The organism is Streptomyces sp. NPDC058231 (assembly GCF_042882275.1).
Lineage (GTDB): Bacteria > Actinomycetota > Actinomycetes > Streptomycetales > Streptomycetaceae > Streptomyces.
In genome coordinates, this window is the sequence record NZ_JBHVWN010000033.1 from 64,824 (window position 1) to 84,504 (window position 19,681).

Sequence of the window (19,681 nt, forward strand, 5' to 3'; positions counted from 1 at the left end):
AGCTGTGTTCCGTACGTCTGTTTCCGGTCGACGTGCGGCCGGTTACGCGCGTTCGCGGCGCAGCGCCCTGAGCCCGCGGAACCCGATCACACCGACTGCCGTCCCCAGGAGAAAGGACGTGATGGCGAGCAGCAGATGCACCCAGAAGTAAGCAGTCGGGTCACCCGCGTCATCGAAGGCGAGTCCACTGCCGTCTTTCCATAGATTCTTGGCGAAAGTGACCCAAATGACCCAGCTCCACACCCCGAAGGCGAGCAGGAACCAGGAGACGGGGCGGCTGAGCTTCATGGTTCCAGTATCGCCACCGCCCCCCGGCCGGGCCGCCCGGGGTGGGCTGTCCCGGCGGCACATGCGGCGGGTCCACCGGTCTGCACCCCTGTTCACATCATCAGCCTGTACGTTTCCGACCGTGCCTGCTCTGAAAAAGACCGTGTTGACGGTCATCTCTGCCGCCCTGTTGTCCACTTTTGTCGTCAACCCCGCGTCGGCGGTCGACAAGGACACCGCCGACGATCCGAAGCCGACCAGCCCGATGTCGAAGGTCGGCGGCTCGCAGCTCAGCCGGGTCGGCACGCAGGTCAATCTGGGGGCCGGCGCCCCGGTGCTGCCGAAGGAGCTCACCGGCCGGTCCTGGATCGTCGCGGACGCGGAGAGCGGGGACGTCCTCGCCGCGCACAACCCGCACTGGCGGCTGCCCCCCGCGTCGACCCTGAAGATGCTGTTCGCGGACACCGTCATGGAATCCCCCGAGCTGCAGCCGAAGACGCTGGAGCACAAGGTGACGAACGAGGATCTCGCCGACATCGGTGAGGGCAGCAGCCTGGTCGGCGTCAAGGAGAACCTGACCTACACGGTCCAGGACCTGTGGCGCGGCGTCTTCCTGCGCTCCGGCAACGACGCGGTGCACGTGCTGTCCCACATGTACGGGGGCGTGGACAAGGCCGTCTCCGCCATGCAGGAGCACGCCGAGGAACTTCAGGCCCTCGACACGAACGTGGTGTCGCCGGACGGCTACGACGCGCCCCACCAGGTCTCCAGCGCGTACGACCTCACCCTGTTCGCCCGCAGCGGGCTGCAGAAGGCGGACTTCCGGGAGTACTGCTCGACGGCGACGGCCGACTTCCCCGGCGAGAAGAAGAAGGGGAAGAAGCGCGAGACCTTCGAGATCCAGAACACCAACCGGCTGCTCACCGGCGCCGACGGCGTCGAGGCGTACGAGGGCATCGCGGGCGTCAAGAACGGCTACACCACGCACGCGGGCAACACCTTCACGGGCGTCGCCGAGCGCAACGGCAAGGTTCTGCTCGTCACCGTCATGAACCCGTCGTCCGACGAGGCCCACGCCGTCTACAAGGAGGCCGCGAGCCTGCTCGACTGGGGCTTCGACTCGGTCGGCAAGGTGACCCCGGTCGGCGAGCTGGTGCCCCCGAAGTCCGCGGAGACCGGTACGGGCACCGGCAAGGGCGCCCAGTCGACGCACGGGTCGGGCGCGGACACCGCGTCACCGGGCACGGGCAGGAAGGGGCCGGCCACCGCCACGGCGGCTGCCGTGGGCACCGGCGGCGTCGGGATCGCGCTGGGAATCGTCGGCGGGGTGCTGGTCCTGGTGGCCGGCGCGGTGTATCTGGTCAACCGGCGCTGGCCGCTGCCGGACCTGGTGCGTCGCCTTCCCCGCCGCTGACGTCCCGGGCGTCCTCCACCCGGATGTCCTTGCTGCTCCGCGTCGCCGTCCAGGCGGCGCAGAACAGCAGCAGCTTGGCCGTGAAGTTGATCCACAGCAGCAGGGCGATCGGCACACCGAAGGCGCCGTACATGCTCTTCGACGCGACGCTCCTCATGTAGCTGCCGAGCAGCAGCTTGAGGAGTTCGAAGCCGATCGCCCCGATCACGGCGGCCGTCACCAGTCTGCGCCGCGGCGGCGTCACACCGGGCAGCAGCGTCAGCAGGTAGAGCAACAGCAGGAAGTCGGCCACGGCGGCCACCAGCAGCGCCACGACCCGCAGCAGCACCCCGCCCGCGCCGTGGTTGGGGATGCCCAGCAGGCCGGCGGTCCAGCCGACCGCGGTGGATCCCGCGGTGGAGGCCGCGAGGGTGACGAGCGCCGCCCCGCCGAGGCCGACCAGCAGCCCGGCGTCCTTGAGCCTGCGGACGAACGGGTTGCCCTCGTCCGTGTCGTCCTTGCCCCAGACCGCGCGCAGGCAGTCCCGCATCGCACCGATCCAGCCGATGCCGGTGAAGAGCAGCAGCGCACCGGCGACCAGCCCGACCGTGCCCGCGTTGGCCACCAGGCTGTCGATGCCGAGCTGGTCGGAGATGCCCGGCACCTGCTCGGCGATCTTGTTCTCGATCTTGTCCAGCTGCTCGGTGGTGAGCAGCGCGGCGCCGATCGCCGCGCCGACCGCGATCAGCGGGAAGAGTGCCAGAAAACTGATGAACGTGATCGCGGCGGCCAGCCGGGTCCAGTGGGCGCGGTCCAGTGTTTCGTACGAGCGCCAGGCGTGCGTCGTCATGAGCCGGGCGACGAGGGGCCCGATGACGGGGAGATTCTTCAGCCAGTCCATGACGTGCGCGTACCCTCCTGGGCGCGGAGAACCGGTGTGCGGGCGCCGGCAGGCGCGCACCGGTGATGCCGGGCCCGAAGTGGTACCGGACCCTCGGTTTCGCAACCGAGGGCGGGTGTCGTGCCGGGCTTCTTCCGGCGCTCCCGGTCCTCCGGCTCCCGGAGTGAACTCTTCTGGCCGGGAACGGAAGTTCCGCGGCATGGGCGGGTGACACTCACTCAATCACCCATTTCGGTGAGTCCTGTAATAAATCCCTCAAAGGGGTTTTCTCGGGCGATACGGTCACGACCATGTCTGTCGACACCGTGTCCCTGACCGGCTGGGGCCGCACCGCCCCGACGACCGCCCTGCGGTTCCGTCCCCGCACGTACGAGGAGGCGGCGGCCGCCGTACGCGGCTGCGGACCCCGCGGTTCCATCGCGCGCGGCCTGGGCCGGGCGTACGGTGACGCGGCGCAGAACGCGGGCGGATCCGTCCTCGACATGACCGCGCTGAACCGGATCCGTACCATCGACGCCGCCACCGGCCTGGTGGTGTGCGACGCGGGCGTGAGCCTGCACCGGCTGATGGAAGTGCTGCTGCCGCTCGGCTGGTTCGTGCCGGTGACCCCCGGGACCCGTCACGTCACCGTGGGCGGCGCGATCGGCGCCGACATCCACGGCCGGAACCACCGGGTCTCCGGCTCCTTCTCCCGCCACGTCCGGGAGATGGAACTGCTGACCGCCGACGGCGGCATCCGTACGGTCCGGCCCGGCACCGCCCTCTTCGACGCCACCGCGGGCGGCCTGGGACTGACCGGGGTGATCCTTTCGGCGACGCTCCAGTTCCATCCGGTCACGACGTCACTGATGTGGGTCGACACCGAACGGGCCGTCGATCTGGACGACTTGATGGACCGGCTCACCGCCACCGACCACCGCTACCGCTACTCGTCCGCCTGGATCGACCTCCTGGCGCGAGGCAGCGCGACAGGGCGCTCCGTGCTCAGCCGGGGGGAGCACGCACCCCTGCACGTGCTCCCGGCGCGCGCCCGGCGCACACCGCTCTCGTTCCGTCCGGGACAGCTGCCCGCCGCTCCCCCGTTCGTGCCCGAGGGGCTGCTCGGCCGCACCTCCGCGGCCCTTTTCAACGAGCTCTGGTACCGCAGAGCCCCCAGGTTCCGCACCGGCGGGCTCCAGAAGCTGTCCACGTTCTTCCACCTGCTGGACGGCGTTCCGCACTGGAACCGGGTCTACGGACGCGGCGGCTTCGTGCAGTACCAGTTCGTCGTCGGGTACGGGCAGGAGGAGGCGCTGCGCCGGATCGTGCGCCGGATCTCGCACCGTCGCTGTCCCTCGTTCCTGGCCGTGCTCAAGCGGTTCGGCGAGGGCGATCCGGGCTGGCTGTCGTTCCCGGTGCCGGGCTGGACGCTCGCCCTCGACCTGCCGGCCACGCTGCCGGGGCTGGCGCGCTTCCTCGACGGCCTGGACGAGGAGGTGGCGTCCGCCGGTGGCCGGGTCTGTCTGGCGAAGGACTCCCGGCTGCGCCCCGAGACGCTGGCCGCGATGTACCCACGGCTGCCCGAATTCCGGGCGCTGCGCGCCGAACTGGACCCGGACGGGGCGTTCCGCTCCGACCTCTCCCGCCGCCTCGCCCTCTGAGCCGGCGCTCCTTCCACCCGCACGTTCCCCACCCGGCACGTCTTCCGCCGGGCCGCTCCCCATCCGGTCCGCGCCCGCCCAGCCCCGCTCCCTTCCGCCCGCCGCCCCCGCTAGGAGTGTTTCCGTGAAGGACGCCTTCGGTGCCCCGCAGTCCCTGCTCGTCCTCGGTGGCACGTCGGAGATCGGGCTGGCCACCGCGCGCCGCCTGATCGCCCGCCGCACCCGCACCGTCTGGCTGGCCGGCCGCCCCTCCCCCGCCCTGGAGTCGGCCGCGGCCGAGCTGCGCGCACGGGGTGCCTACGTCCGGACGGTCGAATTCGACGCCCTCGACTCCGAGTCCCACGAGACCGCCCTCGGCAAGATCTTCGCCGAGGGCGACATCGACATGGTGCTGCTCGCGTTCGGCATCCTCGGCGACCAGGAACGTGACGAGGAGGAGCCTCTCTCCGCGGTCCGGGTCGCACAGACCAACTACACGGGAGCCGTCTCCGCCGGTCTGGTGTGCGCCGGCGCGCTCCAGGCGCAGGGGCACGGATCGCTGGTGGTGCTGTCCTCGGTGGCGGCCGAGCGCGCCCGGCGCGCCGACTTCATCTACGGATCGAGCAAGGCGGGCCTGGACGTGTTCGCCCAAGGGCTGGGTGACGCGCTGCACGGCACCGGGGTGCATGTGATGGTCGTACGCCCCGGCTTCGTACGGTCGAAGATGACGGCGGGGATGGCCGAGGCGCCGCTCGCGACGACCCCGGACGCGGTCGCGGACGCGATCGTGACGGGGCTGCGGCGGCGCTCGGAGACGGTGTGGGTGCCGGGGGCGCTGCGGGTGGTGATGTCGGCGCTGCGGCATGTGCCGCGCCCGCTCTTCCGGCGCCTGCCGGTCTGAGCTAGGCCCTTACGGGCGCCTCAGGGGTGCAGGGACGGCTCGTCCACCGATGACCCGCCCTGCGCGGGCACGGCGGGCGTGCCGCTCTCCGCCCCGAACGGGAACTCGTTGATCTTGCGCCAGACCGCGTCCGGGCCCTGTTCGTACAGCGCGAAGGAACCGCAGAGCCAGGACGCCTCATAGCCGGCGAGCTCCTCGTACGCACGGTCCATCGCCGCTTCCGGGATGTCGTGCGCCACGGTCACATGCGGGTGGTACGGGAACTGCAGCTCACGCACCAGCGGACCGGACGCGTCCCGCACCCGCTTCTGCAGCCAGGAACAGGCCGATGCGCCCTCGACGACCTGGACGAAGACGACCGGCGACAGGGGACGGAAGGTCCCCGTGCCGGACAGCCGCATGGGGAAGGGGCGGCCGCCGGCCGCGATCGCGGCGAGGTGCCGCTCGATCGCGGGCAGCGCGGCGGCCTCCGCCGCGGTCGGCGGGAGAAGGGTGACGTGGGTGGGAATGCCGAACGCGGCAGGGTCCCCGAAGCTCGCGCGCCGCTCCTGGAGCAGGCTGCCGTAGGGCTCCGGGACCGCGATCGAAACGCCGAGCGTTACGGTCCCCACGTCGTTCTCCTCAATCTTCGAAGGGTCGGTGGCCGGCTCGCGCCGTCACCGCGATCGGTGGCCGGTTTCGAGCCGTTGCCGGAGGCTGTTCCCCACCGCCAGTGTGCCGCCTGTGACCACCGTCCCGCCAGGGTCCTTGGACTCAGTGCTTCGCGGGCAGAAAGCCCATCCGGTCATACGTCTGCGCCAGGGTCTCGGCGGCCACCGCCCGGGCCTTCTCCGCGCCCTTGGCCAGGATCGAGTCCAGTGTCTCCGGGTCGTCGAGGTATTCCTCGGTACGGGCCCGGAACGGTGTGACGAACTCGACCATGACCTCCGCGAGGTCGGTCTTCAACGCACCGTAACCCTTGCCTTCGTACTTCTGCTCCAGATCCGCGATACCGGTCCCGGTCAGGGTGGAGTAGATGGTCAGGAGGTTGCTGACGCCTGGCTTGTTCTCGGTGTCGAAGCGGATGACCGTGTCCGTGTCGGTGACCGCGCTCCTGACCTTCTTGGCCGTGGTCTTCGGTTCGTCGAGCAGATTGATCAGGCCCTTCGGCGTGGACGCCGACTTGCTCATCTTGATCGACGGGTCCTGCAGGTCGAAGATCTTCGCCGTCTCCTTGAGGATGTACGGCGCCGGAACGGTGAAGGTCTCACCGAACCGGCCGTTGAAGCGCTCGGCGAGGTCGCGGGTCAGCTCGATGTGCTGACGCTGGTCCTCGCCGACCGGGACCTGGTTGGCCTGGTAGAGAAGGATGTCCGCGACCTGGAGCACCGGGTACGTGAAGAGACCGACCGTCGCCCGGTCGGCACCCTGCTTGGCCGACTTGTCCTTGAACTGCGTCATCCGGGATGCCTCGCCGAAGCCGGTGAGGCAGTTCATGACCCAGCCGAGCTGGGCGTGCTCGGGTACGTGGCTCTGGACGAAGAGCGTGCAGCGCTCGGGGTCGAGGCCTGCGGCGAGCAGCTGGGCGACGGCGAGCCGGGTGTTCGCACGCAGCTCCACGGGATCCTGCGGGACGGTGATCGCATGCAGGTCCACGACCATGTAGAAGGCGTCGTGGGACTCCTGCAGCGCCACCCACTGGCGGACCGCACCGAGATAGTTGCCGAGGTGGAACGAGCCTGCGGTGGGCTGGATTCCGGAGAGCACGCGGGGGCGTTCAGAGGCCATGGAACTCATTGTCTCAGGTACGGAACCGATCTCCGGCAGCCGGTGTATGAAAGGTGTGAGGACGCAGGAGGGGGCCCTGCAGAGGGGTCGGAAGCGGGACCGCGCCGTCGACGACGGGGGCCCGGACCGCGCTCCCGGGCGAGCCGAGGAGCGGCCCGGAGGGCTGTCCGCAGGCCCGGTCGGCGGGCCGTCCGGGGGTCTGTACGAGAGGTATCCCGAACAGCGGTCCCGGAGCCGGGTCGAGGCACCGGCGGCAGCACCGGCCGATGACGAGGCCGCGGTGATCGCTCGTGTGCGCGCCGGAGAGCCGGAGGCATACGCGCAGCTGGTGCGCGCCCACACGGGCGTCGCGCTGCGGGCCGCGGTCGCCTTCGGGGCGGGGGCCGAGGCGGAGGATGTGGTGCAGTCCGCGTTCTTCAAGGCGTACCGGTCGCTGGGGCGGTTCCGGGAGGGCTCGGCGTTCCGGCCATGGCTGCTGCGGATCGTGGTGAATGAGACGAGGAACACACTCCGGTCGGCGGGGCGGGCACGCGCGGTGGCCGGGCGCGAGGCGATGATGCGGGGCGCCGAGCCGGTGATACCGGAGTCGGCGGATCCGGCGGTGGCGGCGCTGGCCGAGGAGCGCCGGACGCTGCTGACGGCCGCGCTCGGCGAGCTGAGCAAGGAACAGCGACAGGTCGTCACGTACCGCTATCTGCTGGAGATGGACGAGGCGGAGACGGCGCAGACACTGGGCTGGCCCCGGGGAACGGTGAAGTCCCGGCTGAACCGCGCGTTGAAAAAGCTGGAGAAGAGGCTCGGGGCCCCGGTGGACGGGCGGGAGGCGGAAGGGGATGACGGGGATGAGTGATCCGGACCGGGCCCGCCTGCGGGCGGAGCTGCTGGCGCTGGGACGCGGGATCGGCGTGCCGGGGCCGGAGGACGACGGGCTGTCGATGGCCGAACGCGTACTGGCACAGATCGTCGGGGAAGCGGTCCCGGTGCCCGTACCGGTGTTCCCGGGGCGGCTGGAGCGAGGCGTGGCCTGGGCCCGTCGGCGAGCCCGGACGCTGACCGGCCGACGACCGACCGACGATCGGCAGGCAGCCGTGCGGGACGGCGACCGGTGAGTCCGGGACGGAGGAAGGGTGCCTGAGCGGAACGGCGTCCGAGGTTCCGTCCGCCTACCGCGGGTACTGGCACCGGGCGAAGGACCCGGCAAGGCTGACCAGGTTGTTCACGGATCTCGGGCTGATGGGGAAGAGGACCGACGAGGTCGCGTACGCGAGCGTGTTCCCGCAGAGCTGGGACAACGGGAAGGTGACCGCCCCCGACCCGCTGGCCGGCCTCGCCTCGGAGCCGGAGACCTCCTCGTCCTCCCCCCGGACGGCGTCCGCGGACACCGCCGGCTCCTCCGACCGCTTCCACGGCGTGTGGTGGGCCGTGCCCGGGCTGGTGGTGGGCGCGGCACTCGCCCTGGCTCTGCGTTCCCTGGCAGCCCGCCGGGGTGACGGCGGCGGTGGCCGGGGCGGTGGCCGGGGCGGCCGGGAGGGGGGCCCGCGCCAGGAGCTCCTGGACCTCCGACTGCGCAATCGCACGGGCGCGCCGTGGATTGAAGGTTTCCTGTCCGGAGATCCGACCGACGATACAAAGTGGGCACCACCCCAGCCCACGCCGCACGACGAACGGAGATCCCGTGTCGACCACGGAAACTGCCATCGCCTCCGCCGAGGCGCACAGCGCGCACAACTACCATCCGCTTCCGGTCGTCGTCGCCTCGGCGGACGGGGCCTGGATGACCGATGTCGAGGGCCGGCGGTACCTCGACATGCTCGCGGGCTATTCCGCGCTCAACTTCGGCCATGGCAATCGGCGGCTGATCGAGGCGGCCAAGGCGCAGCTGGAGCGGGTGACCCTGACCTCACGCGCTTTCCACCACGACCGGTTCGCCGACTTCTGTACGCAGCTCGCCGAATTGTGCGGCATGGAGATGGTGCTGCCCATGAACACGGGGGCGGAGGCCGTCGAGACGGCGGTGAAGACCGCCCGCAAGTGGGGCTACCAGGTCAAGGACATCCCGGACGGCATGGCGAAGATCATCGTCGCTTCGAACAACTTCCACGGCCGGACGACGACGATCATCAGCTTCTCCACGGACCAGGAGGCACGGACGGACTTCGGCCCGTACACGCCGGGGTTCGAGATCGTGCCGTACGGCGACCTCACCGCACTCCGTGCCGCGATGACCGAGAACACCGTGGCGGTGCTGCTGGAACCGATCCAGGGCGAGGCCGGCGTGCTGGTGCCGCCGCCCGGCTATCTGCCGGGGGTGCGCGAGCTGACCCGTGAGCGGAACGTGCTGTTCATCGCGGACGAGATCCAGTCGGGTCTGGGCCGGACGGGCAGGACCTTCGCCTGCGAGCACGAAGGCGTCGTGCCCGACATGTATGTGCTCGGCAAGGCGCTGGGCGGTGGGGTGGTGCCGGTGTCCGCCGTGGTGTCGTCGGCCGCGGTACTGGGGATCTACCGGCCGGGCCAGCACGGTTCGACCTTCGGCGGGAATCCCCTCGCCTGCGCGGTCGCGCTCGAAGTGATCGCGATGCTGCGCACCGGTGAATTCCAGCAGCGGGCCGCGGAGTTGGGCGATCACCTCCACCAGGAGCTGGGGTTGATGGTGGGCGGTGGCGCCGTGGAGGCGGTGCGTGGCCGAGGACTGTGGGCGGGCGTGGACATCGCCCCGGGCCGCGGCACGGGCCGGGAGATCTCGGAGAGGCTGATGGACCGCCGGGTGCTGGTCAAGGACACCCATGGTTCGACGATCCGGATCGCCCCGCCGCTGGTGATCAGCAAGGAGGACCTGGACTGGGGCCTGGAACAGCTCCGCGAGGTACTGCGCGGCGCCCCGAGCCCCTCCGGCGACTGAGCACTCCACGACGGAGGGCGCGGGTACGGCGGCCGGGGAACCACGGGCCCGCGCGGGCCGCCCAGTAGAGTCCGCATGTGCTCTTCGGGATGGTCTGCGCGCTCGGTTCCGCGGTCTGCTTCGGTACGGCCTCCGTCCTGCAGGCCGTCGCCGCGCGGGCCGCCGCGGAGCCGGAGTCCGGGGCGGGTGTCGATCCCGCGCTGTTCCTGCGCGCGGTGCGGCAGTGGCGTTACGTCGCCGGACTCGCGCTCGACGGCATCGGCTTCGTACTCCAGATCATCGCCCTGCGTTCGCTGCCGATCTATGCGGTGGGTGCCGCTCTTGCGGCCAGCCTCGCGGTGACCGCGGTCGTTGCCGCCCGCCTGCTGCATGTGCGGCTGAGCCGCACCGAATGGGCCGCGGTGGGCGTCGTCTGCGCGGGTCTCGCCATGCTGGGTCTGGCCTCCGGCGGCGAGGGCGACCGGACCGGCTCCGCCGCCCTGCGCTGGTGGATGCTCGCCATCGCCCTCGGTGTGCTGCTGGTCGGTACGGTGGCCGGACGGCTGCCGGGGAGGACGCGCGCCCTGGTGCTGGGGCTGGGAGCGGGGTGTGGCTTCGGAGTGGTCGAGGTCGCGGTCCGTCTGATCGACGATCTCTCCCCGGCCGCGCTGGTCGCCAACCCGGCCGTGTACGCATTGCTGTTGGGCGGCGGGTCGGCGTTCCTCCTGCTCACTTCGGCGCTGCAGCGGGGGTCGGTGACGACGGCGACGGCCGGCATGGTGATCGGCGAGACGATCGGGCCGGCACTGGTGGGTGTCATCTGGCTCGGGGACCGTACGCGGGAGGGGCTCGGCTGGCTGGCGGTCACCGGGTTCGCGGTGGCGGTGGCGGGCGCGCTGGCGCTGGCCAGGTTCGGCGAGGCCCCGGAGACGGCGACGGTGGGGACGGAGACGGGGTGAGCCCGCGTCACCGGGCGCCGCGGTGCCCGGTGACGGCACCTGCCCCCGGTCCGACCGGACACCCCTCCCTCCGGAACGGGCTCTCTTCCCGGTGTGGGGGCGTCCGGCAGCGGTGGTTCAGCCGCTTGTCAGCCGCAGGACCGACGGGGAGGCCGCATTCTCCCGGGAGTCGAGGACGACGGAGGCCCCCGCCGTCACCTGACCGACGTAGGTGCCGACGGCGCCGGACTGCCGGTCACCGGCTCGGGCCGGCGGACCCCGGTCACTCCCCGGCACGCTTCCGACCGCTTTCGAGCCGCCCCTGGCCGGCAGCAGCCACCCGCCGGCGGCCACCTGACGGACCGTCCGCGCCGCCCCTGCCGCCGGCGCCTCGACAGGGACAGCGGGAGCCGGTGGCGGGGTGTCCCTACGGCAGCACCCGGCACAGCGCCTCCAGGGCACCCGCCCAGGCGCTGTCGGTCGGGGCCCCGTAGCTGATCACCAGGGCGTCACCGACCGGCTCCGCGTCCGGGTGCCGGAAGCGCCCCAGGCCTTCCAGCGCGAGCCCCTGCCAGGCGGCGGCCTGGATCACCGACCGTTCGGTGCCCTCGGGAAGTTCGAGTACGGCGTGCAGTCCGGCGGCGATCCCGCTGATGCGCAGGCCGGGGGCGCGTTCGGCGAGCGCCGCGACGAGCTGGTCGCGGCGGCGGCGGTAGCGCAACCGCATCGCGCGGACATGACGGTCGTACGCACCCGACCGGATGAACTCCGCGAGCGTCAACTGGTCCGGTGTGCCCGTCATCCAGTCGGACATGCCCTTCGCCCCGGTGACCTCCCCCACCAGTCCCCGCGGCAGCACCATCCAGCCCAGCCGGAGCCCCGGCGCCAGGGACTTGCTGGCCGTCCCCAGGTAGACGACCCGTTCCGGGTCGAGCCCCTGGAGGGCGCCGACCGGCTGCCGGTCGTAGCGGAACTCCCCGTCGTAGTCGTCCTCCAGGATCAGCCCGCCCGCCGCCCGCGCCCAGTCGACCGCCGCGGCCCGCCGGTCCGGATGGAGCGGAACGCCGGTCGGGAACTGGTGCGCGGGCGTCATCAGCACCGCGCCGACCCCCCGCAGCGCGGCCAGTCCCCCGGTCCTGGAACCGAATCCGTCGAGCGGCAGGCAGGGCGTGCGCAGCCCGGCGTCCGTGAGCAGGTTCCGGTGCACGTCGAGACCGTACGACTCGACGGCCACCTCGCGCACCCGCCGCTGCCGCAGCACCTTCCCCATCAGCATCAGAGCGTGGACGAATCCGGAACAGATCACGATGCGCTCCGGGTCCGCGTACACACCGCGCGCCCTCGCCAGATAGCCGGCCAGCGCGGTGCGCAGCTCGATGCGTCCGCGCGGATCGCCGTACCCGAAGGCGTCGTTGGGCGCGTCGGTCAGGGCGCGCCTGGCCGCCTTGAGCCAGTCGGCGCGCGGGAACGTCGAGAGGTCCGGCGACCCGGGCATCAGACTGTGGACGGGCCCGCGGCGGACCGGCGGGGAGGGGGGCGACGCCGGCGCCGGGCGGCGCGGTTCGGCCCGCTGCGCGACCCTCGTGCCGGAGCCCTGCCGGGCGGTGAGCCACCCCTCGGCGACCAGTTCGGCGTAGGCGTCGGCGACGGTGTTCCGGGCGATTCCCAGATCGGCGGCGAGGGTACGGGACGACGGCAGCCGGGTGCCGGGCGCCAGCCGCCCGGACCGGGCGGCCTCCCGCAGCGCGTCCATCAGCCCGGCCCGCAGCCCCGCCGCGCCGGTCGGGTCGATATGCAGGTCGGCTCCGAAAGTGGCCCAGGAATTCGTCATGGAAATGGACCATACCCGTGCGCCACCGAACCCGTACCGTCGTATGCATGACGACGAACGAGCACACCCACCCCACCTCCGACCGCGCCCCCGAGCACAGCCCCCGTCTGCACTGGGCCCAGCTCGCACCCGATGTCTACAAGGCCATGGTCCGGCTGGACGCGGCGTCCCGTAAGGGCCTCGACCCGGTCCTCCTCGAACTGGTGAAGATCCGCGCCTCGCAGTTGAACCACTGCGCGTTCTGCCTCGACATGCACAGCAAGGACGCGCTCGCGGCCGGCGAGTCGGTCGAGCGGATCATCCAGCTCAGCGCGTGGGAGGAGTCGCAGCACTTCTACACGGAGAAGGAGATCGCGGCGATCGAGCTGACGGAGGCCGTGACCGTCCTGACCGACGGTTTCGTGCCGGACGAGGTCTACGAGAAGGCGGCGAAGCACTTCGAGGAGGCCGAGCTGGCGCAGCTGATCGCCGCCATCACGGTGATCAACGCCTGGAACCGGTTCGGTGTGACCACCCGTCTGACTCCCGGTCACTACGCCCCGGGCGAAGCCAAGCACTGACCCGGCCGCGGCCCGGCCGCGCCCCCTGTCCCCACCCCGCCTCCTCGAGGAGCCCTGCGATGACCGTGTCCGTCCTCCGCGCGCTGCACAGCGGCCGCACCCCCGGTGACCCGCTGGTCCTCCCCGGCCCGTGGGACGCCGCGAGCGCCCGGGCCTTCGCCGACGCGGGCTTCCCTGCGCTCGCCACCCCGAGCGCCGGGGTGGCGGCCTCCCTCGGCTACGCGGACGGGGCGGTGCCTGCGGCCGAGATGTTCGCGGCGGTGGCCCGGATCGCGCGCGCCGTTCCGGTACCCGTGTCGGCGGACGTCGAGGCCGGTTACGGGCTGCCGCCGAAGGAGCTCGTGGAACGCCTTCTGGAGGCCGGAGCGGTCGGCTGCAATCTGGAGGATTCGGCGGACGGCGTGCTGTTCGATCCGCGGCGGCAGGCGGACCGGCTGGCGGAGGTGCGGGCGCTGGCGGGCGACAGCCTCTTCGTCAACGCCCGCGTCGACACCTATCTGCAGGACCTCCCGGACGGCACGGACCCGGAGGCGGAAACGATCACCCGCGCCCTGCTGTACACCGAGGCGGGAGCGGACTGCGTCTACCCGATCGCCGCCCCGCCCGAGTCCCTTCCCCGTCTGGCCGCAGCCGTCCCGGCTCCGCTCAACGCGCTGGCGCTGCCGGACGGCCCGGCCCCGCGGCGGCTCGGCGAGCTGGGCGCCACCCGGATCACCTTCGGCGGCGGTCTGCAGCGCCGGGCCATGGCGGCCGTACGGGAGACGGCCGACCGGCTGTACGCCGATTAGGGCTCTCGTTCCGATCGGGCACGCGTCACCGTGAGCCCGGCAGGCCGGGCGGCGTGGCCCGTCCGCCGCCGAAGGCGGCCAGGGTCTGCTCCAGCACGGGCATGGCCCGCACCACGTGCGGGAGCGGATCAGGGCGTCCCAGGCGGGTTCGAACTTCTTTCCCGCGGCGCGCCTGCCGGATATGCGTCCGCCCCCGGCGGCAGAGGCCACCGGGGGCGGTGAGGCTGTGCGGGAGACCCGCGGACCGGATCCGGGGCGGCCGGATCCCGGCCGGTCAGATCAGGCCGAGCTCGCGCACCGCGTCGCGCTCCTCGGTGAGCTCCTGCACCGACGCGTCGATGCGCGCGCGGGAGAACTCGTTGATGTCCAGGCCCTGGACGATCTCGTACTTGCCGTCCTTCGTGGTGACCGGGAAGGACGAGATGATGCCCTCGGGCACACCGTAGGAGCCGTCGGACGGGATACCCATCGAGGTCCAGTCGCCCTCGGCGGTGCCGTTGACCCAGGTGTACACGTGGTCGATGGCGGCGTTGGCGGCCGAGGCGGCCGAGGACGCGCCACGGGCCTCGATGATCGCGGCGCCGCGCTTGGCGACGGTCGGGATGAAGGTGTCGGCCAGCCACGCCTCGTCGTTGACGAGCTCGGCGGCGTTCTTGCCGGCGATCTCCGCGTGGAAGATGTCCGGGTACTGGGTCGCCGAGTGGTTGCCCCAGATCGTCAGCTTCTTGATGTCGGAGACGGCGGCACCGGTCTTGGCGGCCAGCTGCGAGATCGCGCGGTTGTGGTCCAGGCGGGTCATCGCGGTGAAGCGCTCGGCCGGTACGTCCGGGGCGGCGGCCTGCGCGATGAGCGCATTGGTGTTGGCCGGGTTGCCGACGACGAGGACCTTGATGTCGTCCGCGGCGTTGTCGTTGATGGCCTTGCCCTGCGGCTTGAAGATGCCGCCGTTGGCGGAGAGCAGGTCGCCGCGCTCCATGCCCTTCGTACGCGGGCGGGCGCCGACGAGCAGGGCGACGTTCGCACCGGCGAAGCCGACGTTGGCGTCGTCCGTGATCTCGATGTTGCGCAGCAGCGGGAAGGCGCAGTCGTCGAGTTCCATCGCGGTGCCCTCGGCGGCCTTCAGACCCTGCGGGATCTCCAGGAGGCGCAGGTTGACCGGCACGTCCGGGCCGAGCAGGTGGCCGGAGGCGATGCGGAAGAGCAGCGCGTAGCCGATCTGGCCGGCTGCGCCGGTCACGGTGACATTCACGGGAGTGCGGGTCATGGCGATCTCCGTTAGACAGCTGGCGGTGGGGGTCCCTGCCCCTGGTGCTGGACATCCCTGAATCTTGATGTGAAGAGATATCCAGCGATCAGGCTATCCGACCCCGGACCTCCCGGCCGCCCGCCCCCCTGTGGTGCCGCACACAACCGGTCACTCCCCGCTCACCGCGGCGCGCGCCCGCCCCCGCCCTCCGGTGGACGCACCCCGTGACCTCCGGGCGCTCCGCCCTTCGGCGGAGGCAGCCCCCGTACCGCGTCGTCGCACCGGTCCGCCGCCGTTGCGCAGCGATCACACCGTGGCGGAATGGTCACTTCCGTGCCACAGGCCACCGGCGCCCCTTGAACCCCGGTGCCCCCGTCGACGAGGCTGAAATCGGCCGGGGGCAAGACGGCTCAAGTCGCCACATTTCGGCAACACTTGCGTCCGGCGGATCCCGGCCGCGGGTGTCCGTCCCTTCTCGGGGGAGGGGACGGGCACCACGGGCGGGCGCTCACCGATCAGCGCGACGCCATCGCCTTCCGGAGGTTGACGTCGAGCGCGTCCAGGAACTCCTCCGTCGTCAGCCACGGCGCGTCCGCGGAGATCAGCAGCGCAAGGTCCTTCGTCATCAGGCCGCTCTCGACGGTCTCGACACAGACCCGTTCCAGCACGTCGGCGAACGCGACGACCTCGGGCGTGCGGTCCAGCCTGCCCCGGTGCGCGAGACCGCGGGTCCAGGCGAAGACCGACGCGATCGGGTTGGTCGACGTCACCTCACCCCGCCGGTGCCTGCGGTAGTGGCGGGTGACCGTGCCGTGCGCAGCCTCCGCCTCGACGGTCCTGCCGTCGGGGGACATCAGCACCGAGGTCATCAGACCGAGCGAGCCGAATCCCTGCGCGACGACATCGGACTGGACGTCACCGTCGTAGTTCTTGCACGCCCAGACGTAGCCGCCCTTCCACTTGAGCGCCGAGGCGACCATGTCGTCGATGAGACGGTGCTCGTAGACGAGTCCGGCCTTCGCGAAGTCGTCGCCGAACTCGGCGTCGAAGACCTCCTGGAAGATGTCCTTGAAACGGCCGTCGTACGTCTTCAGGACCGTGTTCTTCGTCGACATGTACACCGGATATCCGCGGTCCAGGCCGTAGCGGAACGAGGCGCGGGCGAAGTCGCGGATCGCCTCGTCGTGGTTGTACATAGACAGCGCGACCCCGGCGTCCGGGAACTCGTGGACCTCGGCCTCGACGGGTGCGGAGCCGTCCTTCGGGGTGAAGACCATGGTGAGGGTCCCGGCGCCGGGGATCCTCAGCTCGGTGGCCTGGTACTGGTCGCCGAACGCGTGCCGGCCGACGACGACGGGCTCGGTCCAGCCGGGGACGAGCCGCGGCACGTTCGCCATGAGGATGGGCTCGCGGAAGACGACGCCGCCGAGGATGTTGCGGATCGTCGCGTTCGGCGAGCGGTACACCGCCCTGAGGCCGAACTCCTCGGCGCGCTTCCCGTCCGGCGTGATCGTGGCGCACTTGACGCCGACGCCGTACTCCTTGATGGCGCGGGCCGCGTCCACCGTCACTTGATCGTCCGTGGCGTCGCGGTGCTCGATGCCCAGATCGAAGTACTTCAGCTCGATATCGAGGTACGGAAGAATCAGTTTGCCCTTGATGAAGGACCAGATGATGCGGGTCATCTCGTCACCGTCGAGCTCGACCACGGGGCCGACCACCTTGATCTTGACCATGTAGCGGACATCCCTCCCACGCTTCGGCGTTCGATATATCTTGATGGCAAGATACTCGACATCAAGATAAATAGCGACGGTCCACCGCCATGCCTGGAATGCCGCGGCCCCCTCGTACCCGTGGGGTGCGAGGGGGCCGGCTGCGGGTCGTGCGGCGGATCAGCGGACCGTGAAGCGGACCGCGTGCTCCAGGAAGGGGAGGTCGAGCCACGGTTTGGGCTGGGCCACGAGTGCCAGCAGCACGATCAGGACGCCCAGCAGCCCGTACGTCACCAGGTCGGTGAACCGGGAACGGACCGCCAGCATGCCCACCGAGGAGACGGTGCAGCGCAGCACCGCGCCCCCGACGAGGGCCACGCCGATCAGTATCGTGCCGATCCGGAACGCCTCGACGAAGGGGTTGAGGGCGACGATCAGCAGCCCGATCCCGGCCGTGCAGAGCACCGACAGCAGCGGCCACTGACGGGCCGGGGCGGGAGCGTCCCCGGACGCCGCCCGTCCACCGCCCTCGGGCCGGGCGGTGTCCCGGGTGAACGACGGGAACCTCCGCGACCTGCGCGGGGCGCCGTGCGTGTCGTCGTCGGAGGCACCAGCAGCGGCGGAGTCGGTGCCATGGTCGGCACCGGCGCCCCCGGAGTCGTCGGCGGGGTCCGCGCCGCTGCCCGAACCGCCGCCCGCCCCGCTGTCGGCACCGGCATCCGCACCGTCCACCGGTCCGGCAGCCGAGTCGCCGTCCCGCCGGTCGGCCGCGGTCCGGTCGGCCCCGCCGGGGGTCTCCGTGGCCGGCGCGGCACCGGCCACGGCCGCACCCTCCGTGCCGCCGGCGCCCACTCCCCCGGCTGCCCCGGTCACGTCCTCCGCGGCCGCGTCACCGCCCGGCGCGCTCTCGCCGCCGTCACCGCGCGCGCCCGCGTCCGGCGGCGCCGGAAACGTCCGGTCCGCCGCGGCGGCCGGGTCGGCCGGACTCGTACCAGCACCCATGGGGTTCCTTCCGGATCAGGTCAGCCGGCGGAGCCGGCAGCGGCGGCGGCCGCATCGCGTTCGGCCGCCTCGACCACGTTGACGAGCAGCTGAGCACGTGTCATCGGGCCGACACCGCCCGGGTTCGGGGAGATCCACGCGGCCACCTCGGCCACGCCGGGGTGCACATCGCCGACGATCTTGCCGTTCTCGTCCCGGCTGACGCCGACGTCGAGCACGGCCGCGCCCGGCTTCACGTCCTCGGGCTTGATGATGTGCGGAACTCCGGCGGCGGCGACGATGATGTCCGCCTGCCTGAGCTGGGCGGAGAGGTCACGCGTACCGGTGTGGCACTGGGTGACGGTGGCGTTCTCGGACTTACGGGTCAGCAGCAGCGGGATCGAGCGGCCGATGGTGACACCGCGGCCGACGACCACGACATGTGCTCCGTTGATCTCCACGCCGTGGTGGCGGAGCAGCTGGACGACACCCTGCGGGGTGCACGGCAGCGGCCCCGTCTCGTTGAGCACGAGCCGGCCGAGGTTCATCGGGTGCAGACCGTCGGCGTCCTTGGCCGGGTCCATCATTTCCAGGATCCGGTTGGTGTCGATGCCCTTGGGGAGCGGAAGCTGGACGATGTACCCCGTGCAGTCGGGGTCGGCGTTGAGCTCCCGTACGACGTCCTCGATCTCCTCCTGGGTGGCGGTGTCGGGGAGTTCACGCTGGATGGAGCCGATGCCGACCTCGGCGCAGTCGCGGTGCTTGCCGTTCACGTACCAACGGCTGCCCGGGTCGTCCCCCACGAGCAGGGTTCCGAGGCCAGGGTTGATGCCCTGTGCCTTGAGGGCCGCCACGCGGACGGTCAGATCGGACTTGATCGCGGCTGCGGTGGCCTTGCCATCGAGAATCTGGGCAGTCATGACCCCATCCTCGCGGATGACCCCACCTGCATACCAATTCTGGGTGCCGACGGTTGCCGTCAGGTTGCGCTTGCACAACACATACGGCAATGGACTGGACAAAAAGTCGACGTCAGGACGACGATGAGCCGCGCAGTATCGCGGGCAGTGTCGGGGGGACAGGCCGTTTCTGATTGCGCTCATTTCCTCCGCCCGGACCGCGTCGTCCCCGCATTTTCACGACGGAGGAAATCGCCATGAGCAACGGCGACCCGAACAACCCCTACGGTCAGCAGCAGCCCGGCTACGGATACCCCCAGCAGACGCCGCAGGGCGTCCCGCAGCAGGGTTACGGGTACCCGCAGCAGCAGCCCGGCCAGCCGTACGGCGGCGGTTACCCGCAGCAGCCGGGCCAGCCGTACGGCGGGGGCTACCCGCAGCAGCCCGGCTACGGCGGCGGGCCCGTGCTCGCCCACTGGGGCCTGCGGCTCGGGGCGTTCCTCATCGACGTCCTCATCCTCTGCGTCCCGTACATCCTGGTCGGCATCGGTGGCGGCATAGGCGGGACCGTGGGCGGCATCCTCGCCGTCATCGGGCTCATCGTCCTGATCGGCGCCGCGATCTGGATGCTGTACAAGGAGGGGACGACCGGCCAGACCGTCGGCAAGAAGGCCGTCGGCATCCGGCTGCTGCGCGAGTCCGACGGCCAGCCGATCGGTTTCGGCATGGCGTTCGTGCGCCGGGTCGCCCACTTCCTGGACAGCGCCGCCTGCTACATCGGCTGGCTGTGGCCGCTGTGGGACGCCAAGAAGCAGACGTTCGCGGACAAGGTGTGCTCGACGCTGGTCGTCAAGTCCTCGTGATCTGAGCCCGTTCGCCCCGGAGGCCGCGCCCGGTCACCGGGCGCGCCAGCACGGCCGTCAAAGGCCGGCGCCCCGCCGTACCGCCGCGCCGCCCCCCCGCCCTCGCGGTGGGTAGCGTAGCGAAAACAAAT

At 71.3% G+C, this 19,681-nt stretch carries 20 protein-coding genes; 10 read left to right on the forward strand and 10 right to left on the reverse strand.

Going from position 1 to position 19,681, the window contains the following annotated elements:
* Positions 1-42: 42 nt before the first annotated feature.
* The gene (locus ACFVXE_RS22110) at positions 43-288 is read right to left on the reverse strand and encodes an SCO4848 family membrane protein (RefSeq protein WP_389673332.1); all 246 of its coding nucleotides are present in this window, start codon (positions 286-288) and stop codon (positions 43-45) included.
* Between the two features lie 121 nt (positions 289-409).
* Here ACFVXE_RS22110 and ACFVXE_RS22115 point away from each other — a divergent pair, with 121 nt between their 5' ends.
* Positions 410-1,681 carry a D-alanyl-D-alanine carboxypeptidase family protein gene (locus ACFVXE_RS22115; protein ID WP_389673333.1) on the forward strand — a complete coding sequence of 424 codons (1,272 nt, stop codon included), beginning with the start codon at positions 410-412 and terminating at the stop codon, positions 1,679-1,681.
* Here ACFVXE_RS22115 and ACFVXE_RS22120 read toward each other — a convergent pair.
* A complete protein-coding gene (locus ACFVXE_RS22120) occupies positions 1,629-2,561 on the reverse strand; it encodes a YihY/virulence factor BrkB family protein (protein WP_389673335.1) in 933 nt (310 codons plus the stop codon). The two genes, ACFVXE_RS22115 and ACFVXE_RS22120, sit on opposite strands and share 53 nt — an antisense overlap.
* Before the next feature lie 290 nt (positions 2,562-2,851).
* Here ACFVXE_RS22120 and ACFVXE_RS22125 point away from each other — a divergent pair, with 290 nt between their 5' ends.
* The gene (locus ACFVXE_RS22125; RefSeq protein WP_389673337.1) at positions 2,852-4,201 is read left to right on the forward strand and encodes an FAD-binding protein; all 1,350 of its coding nucleotides are present in this window, start codon (positions 2,852-2,854) and stop codon (positions 4,199-4,201) included.
* Positions 4,202-4,325: 124 nt separating this feature from the next.
* Positions 4,326-5,081, forward strand: coding sequence for a decaprenylphospho-beta-D-erythro-pentofuranosid-2-ulose 2-reductase (locus ACFVXE_RS22130; RefSeq protein ID WP_389673339.1), 756 nt, complete (start codon positions 4,326-4,328; stop codon positions 5,079-5,081).
* 20 nt (positions 5,082-5,101) lie between these two features.
* On the opposite strand, the gene ACFVXE_RS22135 is transcribed toward ACFVXE_RS22130, so the two are convergent.
* Together ACFVXE_RS22135 and trpS are read right to left on the reverse strand one after the other, a co-directional pair.
* A complete protein-coding gene (locus ACFVXE_RS22135) occupies positions 5,102-5,692 on the reverse strand; it encodes a 2'-5' RNA ligase family protein (RefSeq protein ID WP_389673341.1) in 591 nt (196 codons plus the stop codon).
* 142 nt (positions 5,693-5,834) lie between these two features.
* The gene (trpS, locus tag ACFVXE_RS22140) at positions 5,835-6,848 is read right to left on the reverse strand and encodes a tryptophan--tRNA ligase (RefSeq protein WP_389673343.1); all 1,014 of its coding nucleotides are present in this window, start codon (positions 6,846-6,848) and stop codon (positions 5,835-5,837) included.
* A gap of 199 nt (positions 6,849-7,047) precedes the next feature.
* On the opposite strand from trpS, the gene ACFVXE_RS22145 reads away from it, so the two are divergent.
* Positions 7,048-7,698, forward strand: a complete 651-nt coding sequence (locus ACFVXE_RS22145) for an RNA polymerase sigma factor (protein WP_389673368.1) — start codon at positions 7,048-7,050, stop codon at positions 7,696-7,698.
* Complete coding sequence (locus ACFVXE_RS22150) at positions 7,691-7,957, forward strand: hypothetical protein (protein WP_389673344.1); 267 nt, start codon at positions 7,691-7,693, stop codon at positions 7,955-7,957. The genes ACFVXE_RS22145 and ACFVXE_RS22150 overlap by 8 nt, the downstream gene beginning before the upstream one ends.
* Before the next feature lie 54 nt (positions 7,958-8,011).
* Here ACFVXE_RS22150 and ACFVXE_RS22155 read toward each other — a convergent pair whose 3' ends face one another.
* Positions 8,012-8,230: a hypothetical protein gene (locus ACFVXE_RS22155; RefSeq protein WP_389673345.1), complete on the reverse strand. Its 219-nt coding sequence runs from the start codon at positions 8,228-8,230 to the stop codon at positions 8,012-8,014.
* 293 nt (positions 8,231-8,523) lie between these two features.
* Here ACFVXE_RS22155 and rocD point away from each other — a divergent pair, with 293 nt between their 5' ends.
* Entirely contained in the window at positions 8,524-9,750 is a 1,227-nt protein-coding gene (rocD, locus tag ACFVXE_RS22160; protein ID WP_389673346.1) for an ornithine--oxo-acid transaminase, read from the forward strand.
* Between the two features lie 89 nt (positions 9,751-9,839).
* Positions 9,840-10,688, forward strand: coding sequence for a hypothetical protein (locus tag ACFVXE_RS22165; protein WP_389673370.1), 849 nt, complete (start codon positions 9,840-9,842; stop codon positions 10,686-10,688).
* A 406-nt stretch (positions 10,689-11,094) separates the two neighbouring features.
* On the opposite strand, the gene ACFVXE_RS22170 is transcribed toward ACFVXE_RS22165, so the two are convergent.
* Positions 11,095-12,498 carry a PLP-dependent aminotransferase family protein gene (locus ACFVXE_RS22170; protein WP_389673348.1) on the reverse strand — a complete coding sequence of 468 codons (1,404 nt, stop codon included), beginning with the start codon at positions 12,496-12,498 and terminating at the stop codon, positions 11,095-11,097.
* Between the two features lie 47 nt (positions 12,499-12,545).
* On the opposite strand from ACFVXE_RS22170, the gene ACFVXE_RS22175 reads away from it, so the two are divergent.
* Both ACFVXE_RS22175 and ACFVXE_RS22180 read left to right on the forward strand, forming a co-directional pair.
* Positions 12,546-13,058 carry a carboxymuconolactone decarboxylase family protein gene (locus ACFVXE_RS22175; protein WP_389673350.1) on the forward strand — a complete coding sequence of 171 codons (513 nt, stop codon included), beginning with the start codon at positions 12,546-12,548 and terminating at the stop codon, positions 13,056-13,058.
* A 59-nt stretch (positions 13,059-13,117) separates the two neighbouring features.
* Positions 13,118-13,846 (forward strand): isocitrate lyase/phosphoenolpyruvate mutase family protein, encoded by a 729-nt coding sequence (locus ACFVXE_RS22180; RefSeq protein ID WP_389673351.1) that lies wholly within the window; start codon positions 13,118-13,120, stop codon positions 13,844-13,846.
* Positions 13,847-14,120: 274 nt separating this feature from the next.
* Here the strand turns inward: ACFVXE_RS22180 and ACFVXE_RS22185 are convergent, their stop codons facing one another.
* From ACFVXE_RS22185 to ACFVXE_RS22200, 4 genes are all read right to left on the reverse strand, one after another.
* Positions 14,121-15,110, reverse strand: coding sequence for a malate dehydrogenase (locus tag ACFVXE_RS22185; RefSeq protein WP_389673353.1), 990 nt, complete (start codon positions 15,108-15,110; stop codon positions 14,121-14,123).
* A gap of 497 nt (positions 15,111-15,607) precedes the next feature.
* A complete protein-coding gene (locus ACFVXE_RS22190; RefSeq protein WP_389673354.1) occupies positions 15,608-16,828 on the reverse strand; it encodes an NADP-dependent isocitrate dehydrogenase in 1,221 nt (406 codons plus the stop codon).
* 159 nt (positions 16,829-16,987) lie between these two features.
* On the reverse strand, positions 16,988-17,809 hold the full coding sequence (locus ACFVXE_RS22195) for a DUF3017 domain-containing protein (RefSeq protein ID WP_389673356.1): 822 nt from the start codon (positions 17,807-17,809) through the stop codon (positions 16,988-16,990).
* 20 nt (positions 17,810-17,829) lie between these two features.
* Positions 17,830-18,708, reverse strand: coding sequence for a bifunctional methylenetetrahydrofolate dehydrogenase/methenyltetrahydrofolate cyclohydrolase (locus ACFVXE_RS22200; protein WP_389673358.1), 879 nt, complete (start codon positions 18,706-18,708; stop codon positions 17,830-17,832).
* 236 nt (positions 18,709-18,944) lie between these two features.
* Between ACFVXE_RS22200 and ACFVXE_RS22205 the strand changes: the two genes are divergently transcribed.
* Positions 18,945-19,550, forward strand: coding sequence for an RDD family protein (locus ACFVXE_RS22205; protein ID WP_389673359.1), 606 nt, complete (start codon positions 18,945-18,947; stop codon positions 19,548-19,550).
* Positions 19,551-19,681: the final 131 nt, after the last annotated feature.